Annotated in this window: 18 protein-coding genes and 4 tRNA genes; 13 read left to right on the top strand and 9 right to left on the bottom strand. The window is 43.8% G+C overall.

What is annotated here, in order from left to right; translation table 11 throughout:
• Positions 1-315 precede the first annotated feature (315 nt).
• The 3 genes from ppnP to AC6CHI_RS09240 all read left to right on the top strand — a co-directional run bounded on the left by ppnP (position 316) and on the right by AC6CHI_RS09240 (position 2,482).
• The gene (gene ppnP, locus AC6CHI_RS09250) at positions 316-639 is read left to right on the top strand and encodes a pyrimidine/purine nucleoside phosphorylase (RefSeq protein ID WP_016168405.1); all 324 of its coding nucleotides are present in this window, start codon (positions 316-318) and stop codon (positions 637-639) included.
• 135 nt (positions 640-774) lie between these two features.
• On the top strand, positions 775-1,527 hold the full coding sequence (gene rlmB, locus AC6CHI_RS09245) for a 23S rRNA (guanosine(2251)-2'-O)-methyltransferase RlmB (RefSeq protein WP_498120865.1): 753 nt from the start codon (positions 775-777) through the stop codon (positions 1,525-1,527).
• A gap of 37 nt (positions 1,528-1,564) precedes the next feature.
• On the top strand, positions 1,565-2,482 hold the full coding sequence (locus tag AC6CHI_RS09240; protein WP_498120929.1) for a DMT family transporter: 918 nt from the start codon (positions 1,565-1,567) through the stop codon (positions 2,480-2,482).
• Here AC6CHI_RS09240 and coaE read toward each other — a convergent pair.
• The 4 genes from coaE to pilB are packed head-to-tail and all read right to left on the bottom strand — an operon-like array spanning position 2,479 to position 6,920.
• Positions 2,479-3,096, bottom strand: a complete 618-nt coding sequence (coaE, locus tag AC6CHI_RS09235) for a dephospho-CoA kinase (RefSeq protein WP_498120864.1) — start codon at positions 3,094-3,096, stop codon at positions 2,479-2,481. The genes AC6CHI_RS09240 and coaE overlap by 4 nt on opposite strands.
• A gap of 2 nt (positions 3,097-3,098) precedes the next feature.
• Positions 3,099-3,959, bottom strand: a complete 861-nt coding sequence (locus AC6CHI_RS09230) for a prepilin peptidase (protein WP_498120863.1) — start codon at positions 3,957-3,959, stop codon at positions 3,099-3,101.
• Positions 3,959-5,185 carry a type II secretion system F family protein gene (locus AC6CHI_RS09225; RefSeq protein WP_498120861.1) on the bottom strand — a complete coding sequence of 409 codons (1,227 nt, stop codon included), beginning with the start codon at positions 5,183-5,185 and terminating at the stop codon, positions 3,959-3,961. Before AC6CHI_RS09225 ends, AC6CHI_RS09230 begins: the two co-directional genes overlap by 1 nt.
• Before the next feature lie 28 nt (positions 5,186-5,213).
• Positions 5,214-6,920, bottom strand: a complete 1,707-nt coding sequence (gene pilB, locus AC6CHI_RS09220; RefSeq protein WP_498120859.1) for a type IV-A pilus assembly ATPase PilB — start codon at positions 6,918-6,920, stop codon at positions 5,214-5,216.
• A gap of 280 nt (positions 6,921-7,200) precedes the next feature.
• On the opposite strand from pilB, the gene tpiA reads away from it, so the two are divergent.
• From tpiA to AC6CHI_RS09170, 10 genes are all read left to right on the top strand, one after another.
• Positions 7,201-7,989: a triose-phosphate isomerase gene (gene tpiA / locus AC6CHI_RS09215; protein WP_498120858.1), complete on the top strand. Its 789-nt coding sequence runs from the start codon at positions 7,201-7,203 to the stop codon at positions 7,987-7,989.
• 17 nt (positions 7,990-8,006) lie between these two features.
• Positions 8,007-8,336, top strand: a complete 330-nt coding sequence (gene secG, locus AC6CHI_RS09210; RefSeq protein WP_016168397.1) for a preprotein translocase subunit SecG — start codon at positions 8,007-8,009, stop codon at positions 8,334-8,336.
• Between the two features lie 53 nt (positions 8,337-8,389).
• Positions 8,390-8,474, top strand: a tRNA-Leu gene (locus AC6CHI_RS09205).
• A 48-nt stretch (positions 8,475-8,522) separates the two neighbouring features.
• Positions 8,523-8,599: transfer RNA gene (locus tag AC6CHI_RS09200), tRNA-Met, on the top strand.
• A 71-nt stretch (positions 8,600-8,670) separates the two neighbouring features.
• Positions 8,671-8,747 (top strand) — tRNA-Met (locus AC6CHI_RS09195).
• Between the two features lie 89 nt (positions 8,748-8,836).
• Positions 8,837-8,913: transfer RNA gene (locus tag AC6CHI_RS09190), tRNA-Met, on the top strand.
• A 205-nt stretch (positions 8,914-9,118) separates the two neighbouring features.
• Positions 9,119-9,643, top strand: coding sequence for a ribosome maturation factor RimP (gene rimP / locus AC6CHI_RS09185; protein ID WP_498120856.1), 525 nt, complete (start codon positions 9,119-9,121; stop codon positions 9,641-9,643).
• Positions 9,644-9,678: 35 nt separating this feature from the next.
• On the top strand, positions 9,679-11,163 hold the full coding sequence (gene nusA, locus AC6CHI_RS09180; protein WP_458892529.1) for a transcription termination factor NusA: 1,485 nt from the start codon (positions 9,679-9,681) through the stop codon (positions 11,161-11,163).
• Positions 11,164-11,173: 10 nt separating this feature from the next.
• Positions 11,174-13,873: a translation initiation factor IF-2 gene (gene infB, locus AC6CHI_RS09175; protein ID WP_498120854.1), complete on the top strand. Its 2,700-nt coding sequence runs from the start codon at positions 11,174-11,176 to the stop codon at positions 13,871-13,873.
• On the top strand, positions 13,873-14,274 hold the full coding sequence (locus tag AC6CHI_RS09170) for a ribosome-binding factor A (RefSeq protein ID WP_458892531.1): 402 nt from the start codon (positions 13,873-13,875) through the stop codon (positions 14,272-14,274). Before infB ends, AC6CHI_RS09170 begins: the two co-directional genes overlap by 1 nt.
• 66 nt (positions 14,275-14,340) lie before the next feature.
• On the opposite strand, the gene AC6CHI_RS09165 is transcribed toward AC6CHI_RS09170, so the two are convergent.
• From AC6CHI_RS09165 to AC6CHI_RS09145, 5 genes are read right to left on the bottom strand one after another with little or no spacing between them, the layout of a single operon-like run.
• Positions 14,341-14,703: a Na+/H+ antiporter subunit G gene (locus tag AC6CHI_RS09165; protein WP_458892532.1), complete on the bottom strand. Its 363-nt coding sequence runs from the start codon at positions 14,701-14,703 to the stop codon at positions 14,341-14,343.
• A gap of 12 nt (positions 14,704-14,715) precedes the next feature.
• Positions 14,716-14,991, bottom strand: a complete 276-nt coding sequence (locus AC6CHI_RS09160; RefSeq protein ID WP_498120853.1) for a monovalent cation/H+ antiporter subunit F — start codon at positions 14,989-14,991, stop codon at positions 14,716-14,718.
• Positions 14,988-15,509, bottom strand: coding sequence for a Na+/H+ antiporter subunit E (locus tag AC6CHI_RS09155; protein ID WP_498120851.1), 522 nt, complete (start codon positions 15,507-15,509; stop codon positions 14,988-14,990). The genes AC6CHI_RS09160 and AC6CHI_RS09155 overlap by 4 nt, the downstream gene beginning before the upstream one ends.
• A 2-nt stretch (positions 15,510-15,511) precedes the next feature.
• The gene (locus tag AC6CHI_RS09150) at positions 15,512-17,323 is read right to left on the bottom strand and encodes a monovalent cation/H+ antiporter subunit D (protein ID WP_498120850.1); all 1,812 of its coding nucleotides are present in this window, start codon (positions 17,321-17,323) and stop codon (positions 15,512-15,514) included.
• Positions 17,323-17,688 carry a Na+/H+ antiporter subunit C gene (locus tag AC6CHI_RS09145; RefSeq protein WP_458892536.1) on the bottom strand — a complete coding sequence of 122 codons (366 nt, stop codon included), beginning with the start codon at positions 17,686-17,688 and terminating at the stop codon, positions 17,323-17,325. Before AC6CHI_RS09145 ends, AC6CHI_RS09150 begins: the two co-directional genes overlap by 1 nt.
• Position 17,689 lies beyond the last annotated feature (1 nt).

The raw sequence follows: 17,689 nt of genomic DNA, 5'->3' as shown, positions 1-17,689 counted from the left end.
CTGCGAAAAGTTTGGTTTCTGTAAGATAGTCAAGTTTTTTAATTCTCACAAGCATCAGGCGAAGCTGAAACTGTGTTTAGATGTATATTAGCGTAAATTCTTCAATTGCATAGTAAAGTTTTAACCGCAAAGTGATTTGTATCTTTCCAGATGATCTTTTAAACTTTTCCGCAAAATGCAGAGTGGTTAAAGTGTGACTGTAGATTTTCTACGAAAAATGCCTTTTGCAGACAAACACCGATTGATTAGTTGTTATTGCCTATTTAAACTACATCAATCATTAAGATATTTATGCGCATCATCTGGAGAATACGCATGTCAGCTCAGTTTGATCATGTATCAGTTATCAAAAAATCAAACGTTTACTTTGGTGGTCTATGCATTAGCCACACGGTTCAATTTGAAGATGGAACTAAAAAAACACTCGGCGTTATTCTTCCGACTGAACAAGCGTTAACGTTTGAAACGCATGTGCCTGAGCGTATGGAAATTATTTCGGGTGAGTGCCGCGTTAAAATTGCCGATAGCGAAGAAAGCGAGTTGTTCCGTGCAGGGCAGTCGTTTTATGTGCCTGGCAATAGCCGTTTTAAAATTGAAACGGATGAAGTTCTGGACTATGTTTGCCATTTAGAAGGCTAAGTCTCGGATCGATTTACACAGCTATTTTAATCAAAATCGGTTAAACTACTGCCCATGACAAAATCCTGTAAAGGCAACTTTGCAGGATTTTCTGTTTTCTTTTCTCCCTGTCTTTGTGTTTGCTCGAGGTCGTTCATGGCAAAACCTGAATATTATTATGGCGTTCATTCGGTAGAGTCGCTGTTAGAATTGGAGCCTGAACGTGTCCTGACTTTGTTCACCTTAAAAGGTCGCGACGATCAACGCCTGCAGAAGATTTTACAATTGGCTGAACCTTTTGGGATTAGTGTACAGAAGGCCAGTCGAGACAGTCTAGAAAAGTTGGCTGGTCTGCCTTTTCATCAAGGCGTCGTGGCGGCAGTTCGTCCGCATCCGACTTTAAATGAAAAAGATTTAGAAGATTTACTGAAACAGTCGCCAAATTGTTTGTTGCTTGGTTTAGACCAAGTGACCGATCCGCATAATTTGGGTGCCTGTATTCGTACCGCAGCAGCGATGGGTGTTGAAGCAGTGATTGTCCCGCGCGATCGTTCTGCCAGCTTAACGCCGACTGCACGTAAAGTGGCTGCCGGTGGGGCGGAAAAAGTCAAGTTTATTCAGGTGACGAATCTGGCACGTACGCTAGGGCAAATTAAAGAGCAGTTTAATGTACGTGTGGTTGGTACTATGCTCGATGAAAAAGCACTGCCATTGCAACAGTTCGATTTTACAGGCACCGCGGTGTGCGTGGTGATGGGGGCGGAAGATACAGGTTTACGTCCAGTTACCCAGTCCCAATGTGATCAGACTGTCTATATTCCAATGTCGGGCAACTTGCAAAGTTTAAATGTCAGTGTCGCAACAGGCATGGCATTGTATGAAGCTTGTCGCCAACGTCAAAGCGTTTAATTTGCTGTTATTACTAAAAAATATTGTTTAAAGCATGATTTCTCACCGCTCCCAAGGCTATTTATTTGTTGCCATTACGATGTGCATTTGGGGCGGTTTTACACTGAGCTCCCGTTTAAGTGCTCAGTGGCATATTAGTGCTTGGGATATTACCGCACTGCGTTTTGCTTTGGCGTTCTGTATCTTAATGCCGATCTTAATTTATAAAAAAGACACGGCATTTTTATGGCACAAGCAACCCGTGATTTTAGCGCTGATTGGTGGTGTGGCGTATTGTTTGACCTCCTATAGTGCATTTCATTATGTGCCCGCAGCACATGCGGCAATTTTCCTGAATGGCTGTTTACCCCTGTGTACTGCCATCGCGGCCTATCTACTGTTTAAACAACCTTTTGATCGGCATACCTGGCTGAGCCTGGCCATTATGCTGACTGCAATTGCTTCAATGTCTTATTTGATGTATCAGGAAACAGGCGTTGCCTTTGGTTTTGGTGATTTGTTGTTTGTACTGAGTGCGATGTGGTGGGGGATTTTCACAGTTTTATTGCGGCAATGGAAACTTTCTGCTTGGCATTCCATGGCCAGTGTCGCCATTTGGTCAGCGATCATTTATCTGCCGATCTATTTATTATTTTTACCCAAACATCTCGATCAGCCCGAACCGATGCATTTGCTGATGCAAACGCTATTTCACGGTATCTTTGTGGTGATTGTGGCAACGCTGACCTATGTAGAAGCAATTAAGCGCTTAGGAGCATTTAAGGCTGGCAGTATTGTGACTTTAGCACCTTTTATTGCTGCAATTTTAGCGGTCCCTTTGCTGCATGAGCCTTTAAGTTTTGCCATTATCTGCGGTTTATTGGGGATGGGCGTCGGTGCATTACAGCCTTGGCGTTGGTTACGTAAAGACAGTTTAAGCAGCCAATTAGAGCAACAAAAAAAGAAGTCACGTTAATTCGACTGCTTTTGCTGAGCTAGGTCTAAATATTGCTGATGTAAAGGTTCAAGATGTGCATATAGATGCGATAAATGCCCGTCATTCAGCACGATATCATGTGCAAGTTCTTGTTTCTGCTTGCGTGGCATTTGCGCTTGAATAATTTTTTGAATCTGTTGAATGTTTTGTCGATCCCGCTGGCTGGCGCGTTCAATCTGCAAATCTTCACTGGCATCAATCAGTAACACACGATCCGTGAGTTGATGTTGATTGGTTTCTAAGAGTAGGGGAGACACTAAAATTACATAGGGGCTGCTTGCACGCTGTAATTGTTGGATGATGGATTGGCGAATGGCAGGATGGGTGATGCCTTCTAAAACTTTACGCGCTTCAGCATGCTGAAAGATATGTTCGCGTAAGGCTTTACGATTTAAGGCACCCGTTTTATCCAGTACCCAGTCACCAAAGGCTGTTTGAATCGCATGTAGGGCAGGTTGGCCAGGCTCGACGACTTCACGAGCTACAATATCGGCATCCACCACCTGAATGCCTTGTGCTTCAAACCAGTGGCTGGCGGCAGATTTTCCACTGCCAATACCACCTGTAAGACCAAGAATGAAAGGCTTTTGCATACCTATTGTCCAAGATAAACTTTCATAATTTGTTCGCCCCAAAGAAATGCGATCCAACCTGCAATGGCAATATAGGGACCAAATGCAAAAGGTTGGTTTTCCTTGCGCACTTTGAGCAAAATAATCCCAATAATGGCACCTACCAACGAGGATAACAGGACTATTAATGGCAGCATTAAAGGCCCCATCCACGCACCTAAAGCCGCCAGTAATTTAAAATCACCGTAACCCATGCCTTCTTTGCCTGTAATGATTTTAAACAGGTAATAGACAATCCATAGACATAGAAAGCCAATCAGATAGCCCCAAATTGCCGTCGTGGGAGAGACATAAATCGCATAGCTATTGATCCCTAGTCCAAGCGCTGCAAGTGGAAGCGTGTAGCGATCGGGTAAAAGTTGGGTATCAAAATCAATAAAGGTGAGCGCGATTAGGGTGTAAGTGAAGATTAAGCCAAACAACATCTGAATGGTTGGACCATAAACTGCAACGACTGTTAAGGCGCAAATGGCAGTGAGTAATTCAACCAAAGGATAGCGGATGCTAATTGGGTTATGACAAGTACCACATTGACCACGTAAAACCAACCAGCTGATGACAGGAATGTTCTGATACCAGCGAATTGCTGTGTTACATTTCGGGCAGGTTGATGCGGGCTTGCTTAGGCTTAGCTTTTCCTCATCAATAATCGCTTGTTCCGGATGAAGCAGGAGTTGGCAGTCTTGGCGCCACTCTTGTTCCATCATTTTTGGTGTGCGGTAGATCACGACATTTAAAAAACTACCAATGCATAAACTAAAAAGCCCAACCGCAGCATATAGGGCAGTTGGGTTTTGAATAAAAATATTGATTAAATCTTGCATTAAACCACAGAGCCCATTTGGAAGATTGGGAGATACATCGCAATCACGAGACCACCGACGAGGACACCTAGAATTGCCATAATTAAAGGTTCCATCATTGAGGTTAAACCATCTACGGCATTATCGACTTCATTTTCGTAGTGGGTTGCGACTTTATCCAGCATGGCGTCTAGTGCCCCAGACTCCTCTCCAATGGCGACCATTTGCACCGCCATGGCAGGGAATTTATCGGTGAGTCGCATGGCAAATTGCAGCTGTTGACCAGTTGCTACATCTTCACGGATTTTGAGCACGGCTTGTTCATAGACCACATTATTGGTAGCACCTGCAGTAGACTCGAGTGCATCAATTAATGGCACACCCGCAGCAAAGGTCGTGGCTAAAGTACGGCTATAGCGTGCAATGATCGCTTTGTAGACCAAGTCACCAAAAATAGGCAATTTTAAGGCTGCCTTGTCTAAGAAGTCTCGAAACTTTTTGCTACGTTTTTTTGCTTCTAGAAATGCAGAGATTAAAATTCCGATCGCGATAATTAGAATAAACCAGTATTTTTGCATCCATTCCGACATATTTACCACCATTTTGGTAAATGCAGGCAGATCTGCACCAAAGGAAGTAAATAAGTCTTGGAATACAGGCACAACTTTGACCATCAGAATAATGGTTACGATCACGGCAACCACAATAACCGCAATCGGATATTTCATGGCCTTTTTGATTTTCTGTTTTAGCAGTTCGCTTTTTTCTTTATAGATGGCGACACGATCCAGCATGGTCTCTAAGGCACCAGATTGTTCACCAGATTCAACCAAAGAACAGAATAAATTATCAAAATACTGCGGATATTTGCGTAAAGCCCCTGCAAACGTATTACCGCCTTCGACTTCACCTTTGATGCCCAAAACCACTTCACGCATGGCTGGATTTTCTAAACCTTCAGCCACAATTTCAAAGCTTTGTACTAAAGGAACACCGGCTTTCATCATCGTGGCGAGCTGACGGGTGAAAATGGTAATATCGAGCGTGCCGACCTTTTTCTTGAGTAGCCCTTCGAGAATATTCTTGCGTTTTTCCCGAATGGTTTTAATGGTCACACCTTGCTTGCGTAATGTGACTTTGGCTAAAGCCATATTACGTGCAGGCAATTCCCCCTTAATTTTTGCCCCTTTGCGGTCAACTCCTTCATAACTGAAGGTTGGCATCATCTGTGCTTTTTTGACAGCCATGCATTTATCCTTATTTTAAATACTTACTTTATTCGCTGGTCACACGATTGACTTCTTGCAGTGAAGTGACCCCTTGCATGACCTTCTTTAAGCCTGAACTACGAAGATTATTAAACCCCGATTTTGCCGATGCTTCTGCAATTTGAATTGCATTGCCATCTTCCATAATAATCTTGGATATTTCAGGTGTAACTTTCATTACCTCATAAATCCCCACACGCCCTTTATAGCCTTCGCGACATTCAGAACACCCCACTGGTTGGTAGAGTTGGAAATCTGGATGTTGTATATCCTGTTCGATAAAGCCCATTTCTAACAAACTGTTTTTGGGTATTTCAATCGGTGTTTTACATTGTGAACAGAGTCGTCTAGCCAGACGTTGTGCAATCACCAAGTTTACAGAGGTTGCAATATTAAAGGAAGGGACGCCCATATTTCTTAGGCGAGTTAATGTTTCTGGTGCACTGTTCGTGTGTAGGGTCGACATCACCATATGACCCGTTTGTGCGGCTTTGATCGCAATCTCAGCAGTTTCCAGGTCGCGAATCTCACCGACCATGACAATATCTGGATCTTGACGTAAGAATGATTTTAAAGCGGCGGCAAAGGTCAGTCCGACTTTATTATTCACGTTGACCTGATTAATCCCTTCCAAGTTAATTTCGACGGGATCTTCGGCGGTGGAAATATTGGTATCTTCTTTATTTAGAATATTTAAACCGGTATACAGGGAAACGGTTTTACCCGAACCCGTCGGGCCTGTGATCAGTAACATGCCTTGAGGTTTTTCGAGTGCTTCCATAAACAAGGCTTTTTGTTCTGGCTCATAACCTAAGGCATCAATGCCGAGCATTGCACTCGAGGGGTCGAGAATACGCAGTACAATTTTTTCTCCAAACAGTGTCGGCAGTGAGTTGACACGGAAATCAATCGCTTTATTTTTTGATATTTTAAGTTTAATGCGTCCATCTTGAGGAACTCGCTTTTCCGCAATGTCCATCTGTGACATGACTTTTAGACGCGAAGCAAGACGATTGGCCAATTGCAGAGGAGGGGTGGCAATTTGACGTAATACCCCATCCACACGATAACGTACCCGATAAACTTTTTCATAAGGTTCAAAATGTAAGTCCGATGCCCCCATGCGAATCGCATCGATTAATAATTTATTGATATATTTGACAATCGGGGCTTCATCTTCTTGAGGGTCATCATTGTCTTCATTCTTCTCGATATTGGTTTCTTGAATATCAATATCGAAGTCTTCATCAAAATGAAAAGTGGTATCTTCAGTGAAATTTTGTTCGATAATTTTTTCGAGTTTATCGTGTTCAACAATCACCGCTTCAATATTTAACTTGCTGTTGAAACGAATCGCATCCATGGCATCAATATGGGTGGGATTACTGGTTGCGACGAAAAGTAGATGACCGCGCTTGAAAATCGGTAAAATTTTGAATTTGGTAATCAGTTTGTCTTCAATGACATCCCGAAGAATATGAGAAGAATCATAAGTTGACAGGTCAAATAGAGGTTCGCCGAATTCTTCAGAAATTTTTTCCGCTATGGTGATGGGCTTAAGCTTTTGATGCTCAAGCAGATAAGGAACAATATCTTGATTGGATTTTTTTGCACTGACGATTGCAGCCTGCATATTTTCTGTAGAAATGAGCCCATCTTCGACCAAACGGCGAATAAAACCGGTAAAACGTGGAGAACCTTGTAGTGCTGTCATTCGCAATATGCCTACTTCAATTAAATTGTTTATAATTGGTATCGTAAAATTATACTTTTGTTGTATAAAAATACCATATCTTAAAATGTTGTGTCTGACTAAGTATTGTAGAAAAGCATGAACCAGTCTAATCAAACCGAGATTTTTTACTATTTTACTGACTGAAAAAAATATAAAAAAGTAAAGTTCATACCAAACCGTCAAGAAAATTATCTTCAAAATCGGGAATTCCGTGTAGAATGTCGCCGTTTAAATCAATTGTTTTGTGAATGGGTTAAGTATGTCGGATTCGACGATCACGCCTTGGGTTGTGGGTAATTGGAAAATGAATCCAATGCAGGCCAATGCCAAACAACTTATAAATGAATTTAAAGAATTATTGAACAAGAATGAAATTACCGCAGCACAATGTCATTTAGCGGTGGCTCCGATTTCAATCGCGCTAAGTTTTGTACAGAGTGAGTTACAGCAAGCGAGTAGACCAGTTGCTGTTGTTGCGCAAGATGTATCGCGTATGGCGGGGACTGGGGCATTTACGGGCGAGGTGAGTGCCACTTTATTAAAAGACAGTGCGATTGAACATGTCTTAATTGGTCATTCAGAACGTCGTGAATTTTTTGGCGATAATCCGCAAGTCATTCGTGAAAAAGTCAAACATGCCTTAGCCGAAGGCCTAACTGTTATCTATTGTGTTGGTGAAAGTCTGGAACAGCGTGAAAATGGTCAGGCGGATCAGGTGGTACTGCAACAGATTTGTGATATTGCGGCTAGTATTAGTGCTGAACAGTGGCAAAACATCGTTATTGCCTATGAACCGATTTGGGCGATAGGCACAGGCAAAACCGCTTCACCTGCGGATGCACAAAATATGCATGCCAAAATTCGTGAAGGTTTGAAACAGTTAACTTCATTTGGTGACACTATGCCGATTTTGTACGGTGGTAGTGTTAAACCAGAAAATGCAGTAGAGTTAGCGGCCTGTCCAGATATTAATGGCGCCTTAGTGGGTGGAGCATCTTTGAATGCTGCATCTTTTTATCAAATTGCTCAGGCGTTTGCGCTTAAATAATCATTGAGGAGTTCATCATGCATACTTTTGTGCTGGTGGTACATATTATTCTTGCTGTATTAATGATCGGCTTGATTCTCGTACAGCATGGTAAAGGTGCGGATGCTGGTGCCTCTTTTGGTGGTGGCGGTGCTGCAACTGTGTTTGGCGCATCGGGTTCAGGCAACTTCTTGACACGTTTAACCGCGATCTTGACGGCTTTATTCTTTATTACCAGTTTAACGCTCGCCGTATTTGCCAAACAGCAAACCACAGAAGCGTATAGTTTAAAATCTGTACAAACCACAGCGCCAGCAACAACCAATTCGGGTGAAACTTCGCCAGCTGCACCTAAAACGAGCGAATAATTAGAATTAATCCTTTCTTTTTTGTGACGATGCTACTAGAATGCGTCACAGCTGCGGTGGTGGTGGAATTGGTAGACACGCTACCTTGAGGTGGTAGTGCTTTCGGGCGTGGGGGTTCAAGTCCCCCCTTCCGCACCAACTTATGAATCCAGAAAATTAAGTTGGTGTATGCAGCAAATCTGTTGATGCGGGATGGAGCAGTCTGGTAGCTCGTCGGGCTCATAACCCGAAGGTCGTTGGTTCAAATCCAGCTCCCGCTACCAATCAACCTTGTTTTAGAAGCAAACTAAAATAAGTAATTTAAATTGTTAAATTAAGAAATTTTGCGTTTTGTTGCGGGATGGAGCAGTCTGGTAGCTCGTCGGGCTCATAACCCGAAGGTCGTTGGTTCAAATCCAGCTCCCGCTACCATTTTGATTTAGGTGCAACTAAATCAGTGCGAGTACGAAGTATTTAGATTGAAAAATATTTCATATTTGTATATAATTTTTGCACGTTGATGCGGGATGGAGCAGTCTGGTAGCTCGTCGGGCTCATAACCCGAAGGTCGTTGGTTCAAATCCAGCTCCCGCTACCAAGTTTCTAAAAGAGGCTCACAACAAGGTGGGCCTTTTTGCACAGTGGACTTTAGTTTTCTGTGTAATAATAGGGGCGATTACGCCCTTTTTTATTGGCTATCGTGTAGTGTCGACATCAATTGGTCAAATAGTCATGCTTCACTATAGTAGGTCTGTCTCATCGGTCTTCAAGACTATTGAATCGCACAAGAATGACGAGAGTAAATGAAGTTATCAAATAAAACCCAAGCACTCCAAGATTTAATCGCTCCTGCAGTGCAAGCTTGTGATGTAGATCTTTGGGGGATTGAATTTATCCCACAAGGCAAACGTTCATTATTACGTATCTATATTGACAAAGTTGTTGATGAAAATGTAGAACCAATGATCAATGAAGACGGCGAGGTTGAGCTTGGCCGTGGTGTTGGTGTACAAGATTGCGTGCGTGTTACTCAGCAAGTGGGTGCCATGCTTGATGTTCATGATCCAATTTCCGGCGAATATGCACTTGAAGTGTCTTCTCCAGGGTGGGATCGACCATTTTTCCAGTTGGAACAGATGCCGGCATATATCGGTCAACAAGTCGCATTACGTCTGATCAGTGCTGTAGATAATCGTCGTAAGTTTCAAGCCAAATTGGTTGCAGTAGATCTGGAGAATGAAATCATTCAGGTTGAAGTTGAAAAGCAACAAGTACTTGAAATTGATAGTAGTAATATCGACAAAGCAAATCTGGTCTACCAAGATTAATTTATTTTATAAGAATCTGAACAAATAGGTGACTTATGGCACGCGAAATCCTTACCGTCGTTGAAACGGTTAGTAATGAAAAAGGTGTAAGTCGCGAAGCAATTTTCGAAGCGCTTGAACAAGCTCTGGTTGCAGCGACGAAAAAGAAATTTTATGAAGGCACGAATTCTGAAGAAGCGCGTCTGCGTGTAGAAATTGATCGTAAAACTGGTGACTATCGTACATTCCGTCAATGGGAAGTGGTTGCGGATGAAGATCATGAAATGCCTGCATGTCAGGATGCAATTTCTGATGTCGATCCTGCAAAATGGTCAATTGGTGATATTCGCGAACTTGAAGTGGAATCAATTGATTTCGGTCGTATTGCAGCACAAATTGCCAAGCAAGTGATTGTACAAAAGATTCGTGAAGCAGAGCGTGCTTTAGTGGCTGATGCTTATGAGTCTAAAGTTGGTGAGCTGATCTACGGTGAAGTGAAAAAGCAAACCAAAGATGGTTTCATTATTGACTTAGGTGACAATGCTGAAGCCTATCTGGCACGTGAAGAAATGATTGCAAAAGAAATTTTGCGTCCAAAACAACGTGTCAATGCGATTTTATTTAACGTTAATCGTGAAGGTCGTGGTGCACAACTCTTATTGTCGCGTGCACGTCCTGAAATGCTCATGGCTTTGATGAAAAAGGAAATTCCTGAAATTTCTGAAGAAATCATTGAAATTAAAGCTGCTGCTCGTCAACCCGGTGTTCGTGCTAAAATTGCAGTGAAAACCAATGATCACCGTATTGATCCTGTAGGTGCTTGTATTGGTATGCGTGGTACACGTATCCAAGCGGTTCAACAGGAACTGAATGGTGAACGTATTGATGTGGTGGTATGGTCAGACGATCCAGCGCAGTATATTGCAAGTGCTTTAGAGCCAGCAGATGTGTCGGGTATCGTGATCGATGAAGAAGAGCGTACTGCGGACATTATTTTCGCTACGAGCGATCAATTGGCTCGTGCGATTGGTTCACAAGGTCAAAACGTTCGTTTAGCTTCTGAATTAACGGGTTATAAACTGAACATGATGCTTGAAGAAGAGTATCATGCACGTCAGCAAAACGAAGCTCAACAATACCTAGACTTGTTTGTTTCACGTTTAGATATTGAAGAAGATTTGGCGATGGCTTTGGTAGACATGGGCTTTACTTCACTTGAAGAAATTGCTTATGTTCCAGCTGAGACCTTTGACGAAATCGAGTTGGATGCGGAAACTGTTGAAATATTGCAAAGCCGTGCCAAAGAAGTGGCGTTGGCAGATGCTTTACAGCAACAAGAAAATATCCAAGATCCAAGTGCTGAACTTCTTGCAATGGAAGGAATGACACAAGAAATCGCGTATGCATTGGCTGCACGCGGAGTAGTGACAGTTGATGATTTGGCAGACCAAGCGACTGACGATATTTCTGATATCGAAGGTTTAGGGGCTGAGCAAGCGGGTCAATTGATTATGAAAGCGCGCGAATCATGGTTTAACTAGGAGGTAATATATGACGGACAAGTCGATTCAAGAGTTAGCACTCAGCGTAGGACGTCCTGTAGACAAGCTCCTAGAGCAGGTTCGTGATGCAGGTTTACCGCAACGTAAAGCTGACGACCTTATTTCCACTGAACAACAAGACACCCTCGTTAACCACTTGAAGAAAGTTCATGGTCAGGACGCTGGGCAAGCAGGACAAATCACGTTGAAACGTAAAACTACAGGTACTGCCAAAGTGGCAAGTACCTCAGGTAAGGCGAAAACCATTAATGTAGAAGTTCGCAAGAAACATACATTTACTAAGCCAGATCCTGAACAAATCAAAGCAGAAGCTTTGGCAAAAGCACAAGCTGAGCAACAAGCGCGTGCAAACGTGCAAGCTATGGTTGAACCAAAAGCTGAAACTCCAGTAGCAAACAAAGCAGCTGCGAATTTAGAGGCGATGCGTGCTGCTGCGAAGCAAGAAACCACAAAGCAAGAAACAGCGAAAGCTGCGGTGGTGGTAAAGCGTAAGTCAACCAATAAGCCGATTGTAAAAGCTCAAGTTAAAGTGATTGAGACGCCTGAGCAGAAAAAAGCGCGTGAGGCTCAAGCAGCACAACTTAAAGCAACTGAAGAAGCAGCGCGCCGTAAAGCAGCTGAAGAAGCACAACAACGTACGCTTGAACAGATGCGTCAGATGGCTTCAAAATATTCTGCTGACGATGCGACACCGACAATCCGTGTGATTGATGACTCTCCTCTTGCAGCAGGTCTTGTGGGTCAAGCCTACGAAGATTCTTTCGCTAAAGAAGACCGTGAAATAAAGCGTGGTACAAGCACGACCAATACACGTTCATCAAAGAAAGGTGGTCGTCGTGGTGAAGAGCAATCTTTCCGTGATAACTCACACAAGCGTGGTTTAAAATCAAGCCAAGCGAATAAACATGGTTTCGAAAAACCGGTTAAAAAACAGGTTTATGATGTAGAAATCGGTGAAACCATCGTCGTTGCTGACTTGGCTGCGAAAATGGCAGTTAAAGTTCGTGAAGTTATTAAATCACTCATGAAAATGGGTGAGCTAGTTACTCAGAACCAAGCAATTGAGCAAGAAGTGGCTGCACTTGTGGTTGAAGAAATGGGACATAACCCTGTCTTGGTTTCTGATACACAAGCAGAAGATAACTTGCTTGAAGCGGCTGAAGAAGCACGTGGTGAGCAAACGACTCGTCCACCAGTTGTGACCATCATGGGTCACGTTGACCATGGTAAAACCTCATTACTGGATCGTATTCGCCGCTCGAAAGTGGCTGCGGGTGAAGCCGGTGGTATTACCCAGCATATCGGTGCTTACCACGTCACTACAGACAAAGGTATCATCACTTTCCTAGATACGCCTGGACATGCGGCATTTACTGCAATGCGTTCACGTGGTGCGAAAGCGACTGATATCGTGGTGTTGGTTGTTGCTGCGGATGATGGTGTTATGCCACAAACTGCGGAAGCGATTGACCATGCACGTGCAGCAGGTACGCCAATCATTGTTGCAATCAACAAGATGGATAAAGAATCTGCTGATCCAGATCGCGTATTGAATGAATTGACTGTGAAAGAAATCGTACCTGAACAATGGGGTGGTGATGTTCCAGTGGCAATGGTATCAGCGCATTCTGGTCAAGGTATTGATGAGCTTCTCGATATTATTTCAATCCAAGCTGAATTACTTGAGTTGAAAGCATCTGAAGAAGGTGCAGCACAAGGTGTGGTGATTGAAGCGCGTGTAGACAAAGGTCGTGGTGCAGTTACTTCTATCTTGGTACAAAACGGTACTCTGAAAGTTGGCGATCTTGTACTTGCAGGTTCATCTTATGGTCGCGTTCGTGCGATGGCAGATGAAAACGGTCAACGTATCAAGTCTGCTGGTCCTTCGATTCCTGTTGAAATCTTGGGTCTTCCAGAAGCGCCAATGGCAGGTGACGAAGTTCTTGTTGTAAATGACGAGAAGAAAGCACGTGAAGTGGCCGATGCGCGTATGGATCGTGAACGTCAAAAACGTCTTGAGCGTCAAAGTGCAATGCGTTTAGAAAACATCATGGCGTCAATGGGCAAGAAAGATGTGCCGATTGTCAACGTAGTGTTGAAAACTGACGTACGTGGTACTTTGGAAGCCTTGCATGTTGCGCTTGCTGAACTTGCAACCGATGAAGTAAAAGTTCGTATTATTGGTTCAGGCGTAGGTGCAATCACTGAGTCTGACGTAACATTGGCTGAATCTTCTGAAGCTGTATTGCTTGGCTTTAACGTCCGTGCAGACAACACTGCGCGTCAAAAAGCTGATGCCGACGGTATCGACATTCGTTACTATAGCGTGATCTATCAATTGATTGATGATGTGAAAGATGCCATGAGTGGTAAGCTTGCACCAGAACATCGTGAAACGATTTTGGGTGTGGCTGAAGTACGTGAAGTGTTCCACTCAAGCAAGTTTGGTGCAGCAGCAGGCTGTATGGTTCTTGAAGGCATGTTACACCGTAATAAACCGATTCGCGTATTACGTGATGACGTGGTGGTATTCCAAGGTGAGCTTGAATCTCTTCGTCGCTATAAAGAAGTGGTTGAAGAAGTTCGTGCGGGTATGGAATGTGGTCTTGCGGTGAAAGGTTATAAAGACATCAAAGTCAAAGATAAGATCGAAGTCTATGATGTTCAACTGATTAAACGGAGTCTTTAATGGCGGGTAGTCAGCGTCTTAAGCGAATGGCAGATACAGTACAACGTGAGTTGTCTGAATTAATCCGCCAAGAGCTGAAAGATCCACGCTTAGGTGGTCTTGTGACCATCTCTGCGGTGAAGGTCAGCCCAGATTTAGGCTATGCAGAAGTCTATGTTACCGTGATGGGACGTGAACTTGGCGATGAACAAAGTGCCGTGGCCAATAAAGAAACCCTCGATGTCTTAAACAAAGCATCGGGTTTCTTGCGCCATGAGTTGAGTCGTCGTATTAAGACACGTATTACGCCGCGTTTGCGTTTCCATTATGACAAGACCAATGCCTATGGTAACTATATGTTTGGTCTGATCGCTGAAGCGGTAAAAGATTTACCTGCAGATGCGAAACAAGATGATGAATAAGCTTGGTTTTCTAAATTGAGCAGAATAAAAAAGCCACCTTCGGGTGGCTTTTTTATTGCGGTAAACTTAGTCACGACGACGTTGCCGTTGCCAAGGTAAAGGTCGATTTAACGCTTCAGGTACATCACCACTCATAGAGCGTAAGCGGAGATGAATGGCCGCCTGGGCCATCAAGTTGGCTGAAACAGGGGCAGTAATAAAGGCTAAGAGCGTAAGCAGAAGTTCTGCGAAACCGATATGTCCCTGAAAGCCAAAGAAAATCATGGCGGCAATCAGAAAGCTCCCCAAGCCTAAAGTGCTGGATTTGGTCGGAGCATGTAAGCGCATAAACAAATCAGGCAGACGAATCATGCCAATGCCACCGACCAGCATGAAGAAGGCACCAATCAGTAAAAATATAGAAACCAAAATTTCCATCATAAGTTGCATATTATGGTCTCCTTAATCGATGACATGGCCAGAGGTAAAGTAACGCGCCAAAGCCACTGTGGAAACGAAACCAAGCATGGCAACCAGTAATGCACCTTCAAATAAAGATGTGGTACTCCAATAAATTCCTAAGACGACGATTAAGCAGGTCGCATTCAGAAACAGAGTATCGAGTGCCAAGAGGCGATCCACAATTGAGGGGCCAAAAATCAAGCGAATCAAGCACATGAGCATCGAGAGTGTAATTGCCACCATACAAATCCCTAAAGCATAAGGCAAAATGGTCATGAGGCATCTCCTGATTGGACGTGGAAGATCTCGAGCAAGGGCTTTTCGTAGCGGGTTTTAATGTCTTGGATATCTGCCTCAGCATCATCGCTACTTAAAGCATGGACTAAAATATCACCCCGATCCTGATCAATACCCGCAGAAACGGTACCTGGGGTGGTGGTAATGATCATCGCCAATAAGCTATTAACCTCGTCATGCTGGGTTTCTAGCGGTACGCGATACCATTTGGGATGCAGGCGATCCATTGGGCCTAAAACCAGTTTGGCAATCCGTATATTGGAAATGATGATGTCCCATAGCACCACAAAACACAGCTTTACAGCGGCAACCCAATTAATATTGGGTGTTTTCTGGATAAAAGGCTGAACCATGCGTGGAATCACTATCGCCAGTATAGTCGCCATCAGCAATGTGGTGGCTTCTAGACTCTGTGCCAACATAATCCAGGTAATGGCAACCAGTACCGAAACAAAAGGATGAGGTAACCATCGATTAAGAACAGAGGTTTTTTGCATCGTTATGGCTCCACTGGTTTAAGTTGAGCATCATCGGGAATCAACATCTCTTGGGTTTGCTGTTCCTGAATCTGACGTAACTTGTACGGTGAAATATGTTCACCTGACAAAGTTTTTTCACTGATTGCATACGGAATCAGATGAGCATTCGGATCTTGCGTTTCACCACCATATTTGGTTTCTGGCAAATTTTCAGGGTCAAATGGTTGCACACTGATGACTTGATTCAGTTCATCCTTTTTCAATACAGCGGCCTCATACAAGGCATTATTTTGCATTTGCACCGCGGTATTAAGTGTGTACTTCTGAATCGGACTTGCCGCAACCATATAGACGATTAAGCCTGCCAATAATATGTAAATCGCAGCATCATTCCGCGCAGGCGCTCGCTCTGGGGTGGCTTGATAAGCAATAAAGTCAGCTTCAGTATGTGCCAGTTCTTCAGGTTTGCTGGCACGCCAGAACAAAATAAAGCCTACACGGGTAAAAGCGATAATGCTTAATAAGCTCACAATCAAGATGATTGCAATAATCAACCCTTGGTAAGGAGCGTTGGCCGTCGCTTGTAAAATGAAAACTTTTCCTAAGAAACCGCTAAATGGCGGGAGACCTGCCATCATTAAGGCAATCAGGAAGTAGCAAATTGAGAGCACATGATGCTGCTTCATTTGTGGCGCAACTTTCAGATAATCTTTATAGACACCACGTTGCGAGGTGATCCAGCCACAAAGCAGATAAAATACGGCTGCAATCAGGGTGCTGTGTACCAAGTAATATAGCGTTGCTGACCATGCTTGGCTGTTGCCAAGTGAAATGGCGATTAATAGGGTGCCAATTGAAGACAGCACCATAAAACCGACAAAACGACGTAAGCGTTCTGCTCCAATCGCGCCAATTACACCATAGAGTGAGGTAATTAAACCGATCGGTAATAACCAGTTTTGCAGGATAGATTGGCTCAAGGCATCATCAAAGACCGTCCCATTTACCCTTAAAATCGCATAAATCCCGACTTTGGTCATAATGGTAAAAATTGCGGCAACTGGAGTTGTGGCGACGGCATAAGTCTTAGGTAACCAAAAGCCCACAGGCAACATAGCGGCTTTAATACCAAACACCACGAACAGCAATAGCCCTCCAGCGACTGCTAATTTGTGCTGATCGGGTTGTAGGCTCGGAATAAGACGAGCCACATCGGCCATATTTAAACTGCCGACACTGCCATAGATCATGCCCAGCCCAATCAGGAACAGTGCAGAAGCCAACAGGTTAATGGTGACGTAATGGATCCCCAGTTGAAAGCGTGCTTTGCCTTGCCCATGTAAGAGCAATACATAAGAGGCCAACAACAGAATTTCAAAGAACACAAACAGGTTGAATAAATCGCCGGTTAAGAACGCCCCACAGAGTCCCATGAGCAGAAAATGGAACATGGCATGGAAATAACGACCTCGGGTATCCCATTCACGACTGGCAAACCAGAGTACTGGGACTGCGAGGGCATAGGTTAATACCAGCATGAAGGCAGAGAGTTGGTCTAGGACCAAAACAATACCGAACGGGGCGGTCCATTCACTCAGGTTATAACTGCTGATTTGTCCATGATGCGCCAACATAAGATAACTGATGGCGGTGATGAGCCCCAAAATCACAGAAATTAAACTGATGCCCCGACGCCATGGTTGGCGCCAATCGTAAGCCAAGGAGCCTGAACCAGGATTGCCTAAAAGTACCAGTAAAAACCCTGTAAAGGCAGGAATGATAATGCTAAAAATTGGTGTATGTTCGGCCCAAAATTGGAGGAAGTTATGCATTAAGGCTCATCCTCGCGCGGGTCGACAAGACTAATTTCTTCTTTGGAGTCAACGTGGTCTGTCCCTGATTCATAACGGCTTCGTAAGGCCAGTTGTACAATAAAGGCGGTCGTTGCAAAGCCAATAACAATGGCAGTGAGCACCAAGGCTTGGGGTAATGGGTCGGTCGATTTTGTGGTTTCGGTCAACACCGCTGGGGCATTGACCTGTAAGCGTCCCATCGCAAACAGGAACACATTGACCGCATAGCCAATCATGGCAAGACCGAGCACCACAGGAAAAGTACGAGCACGCAGGATCAAATAAATGCCTGTTGCAATCAGCAGTCCAATCGCAGAGGCAATAAGAAATTCTAGACTAATCATA

This window comes from Acinetobacter sp. GQ146, assembly GCF_059758585.1.
This window is presented reverse-complemented; position numbering and strand designations above follow the sequence as displayed.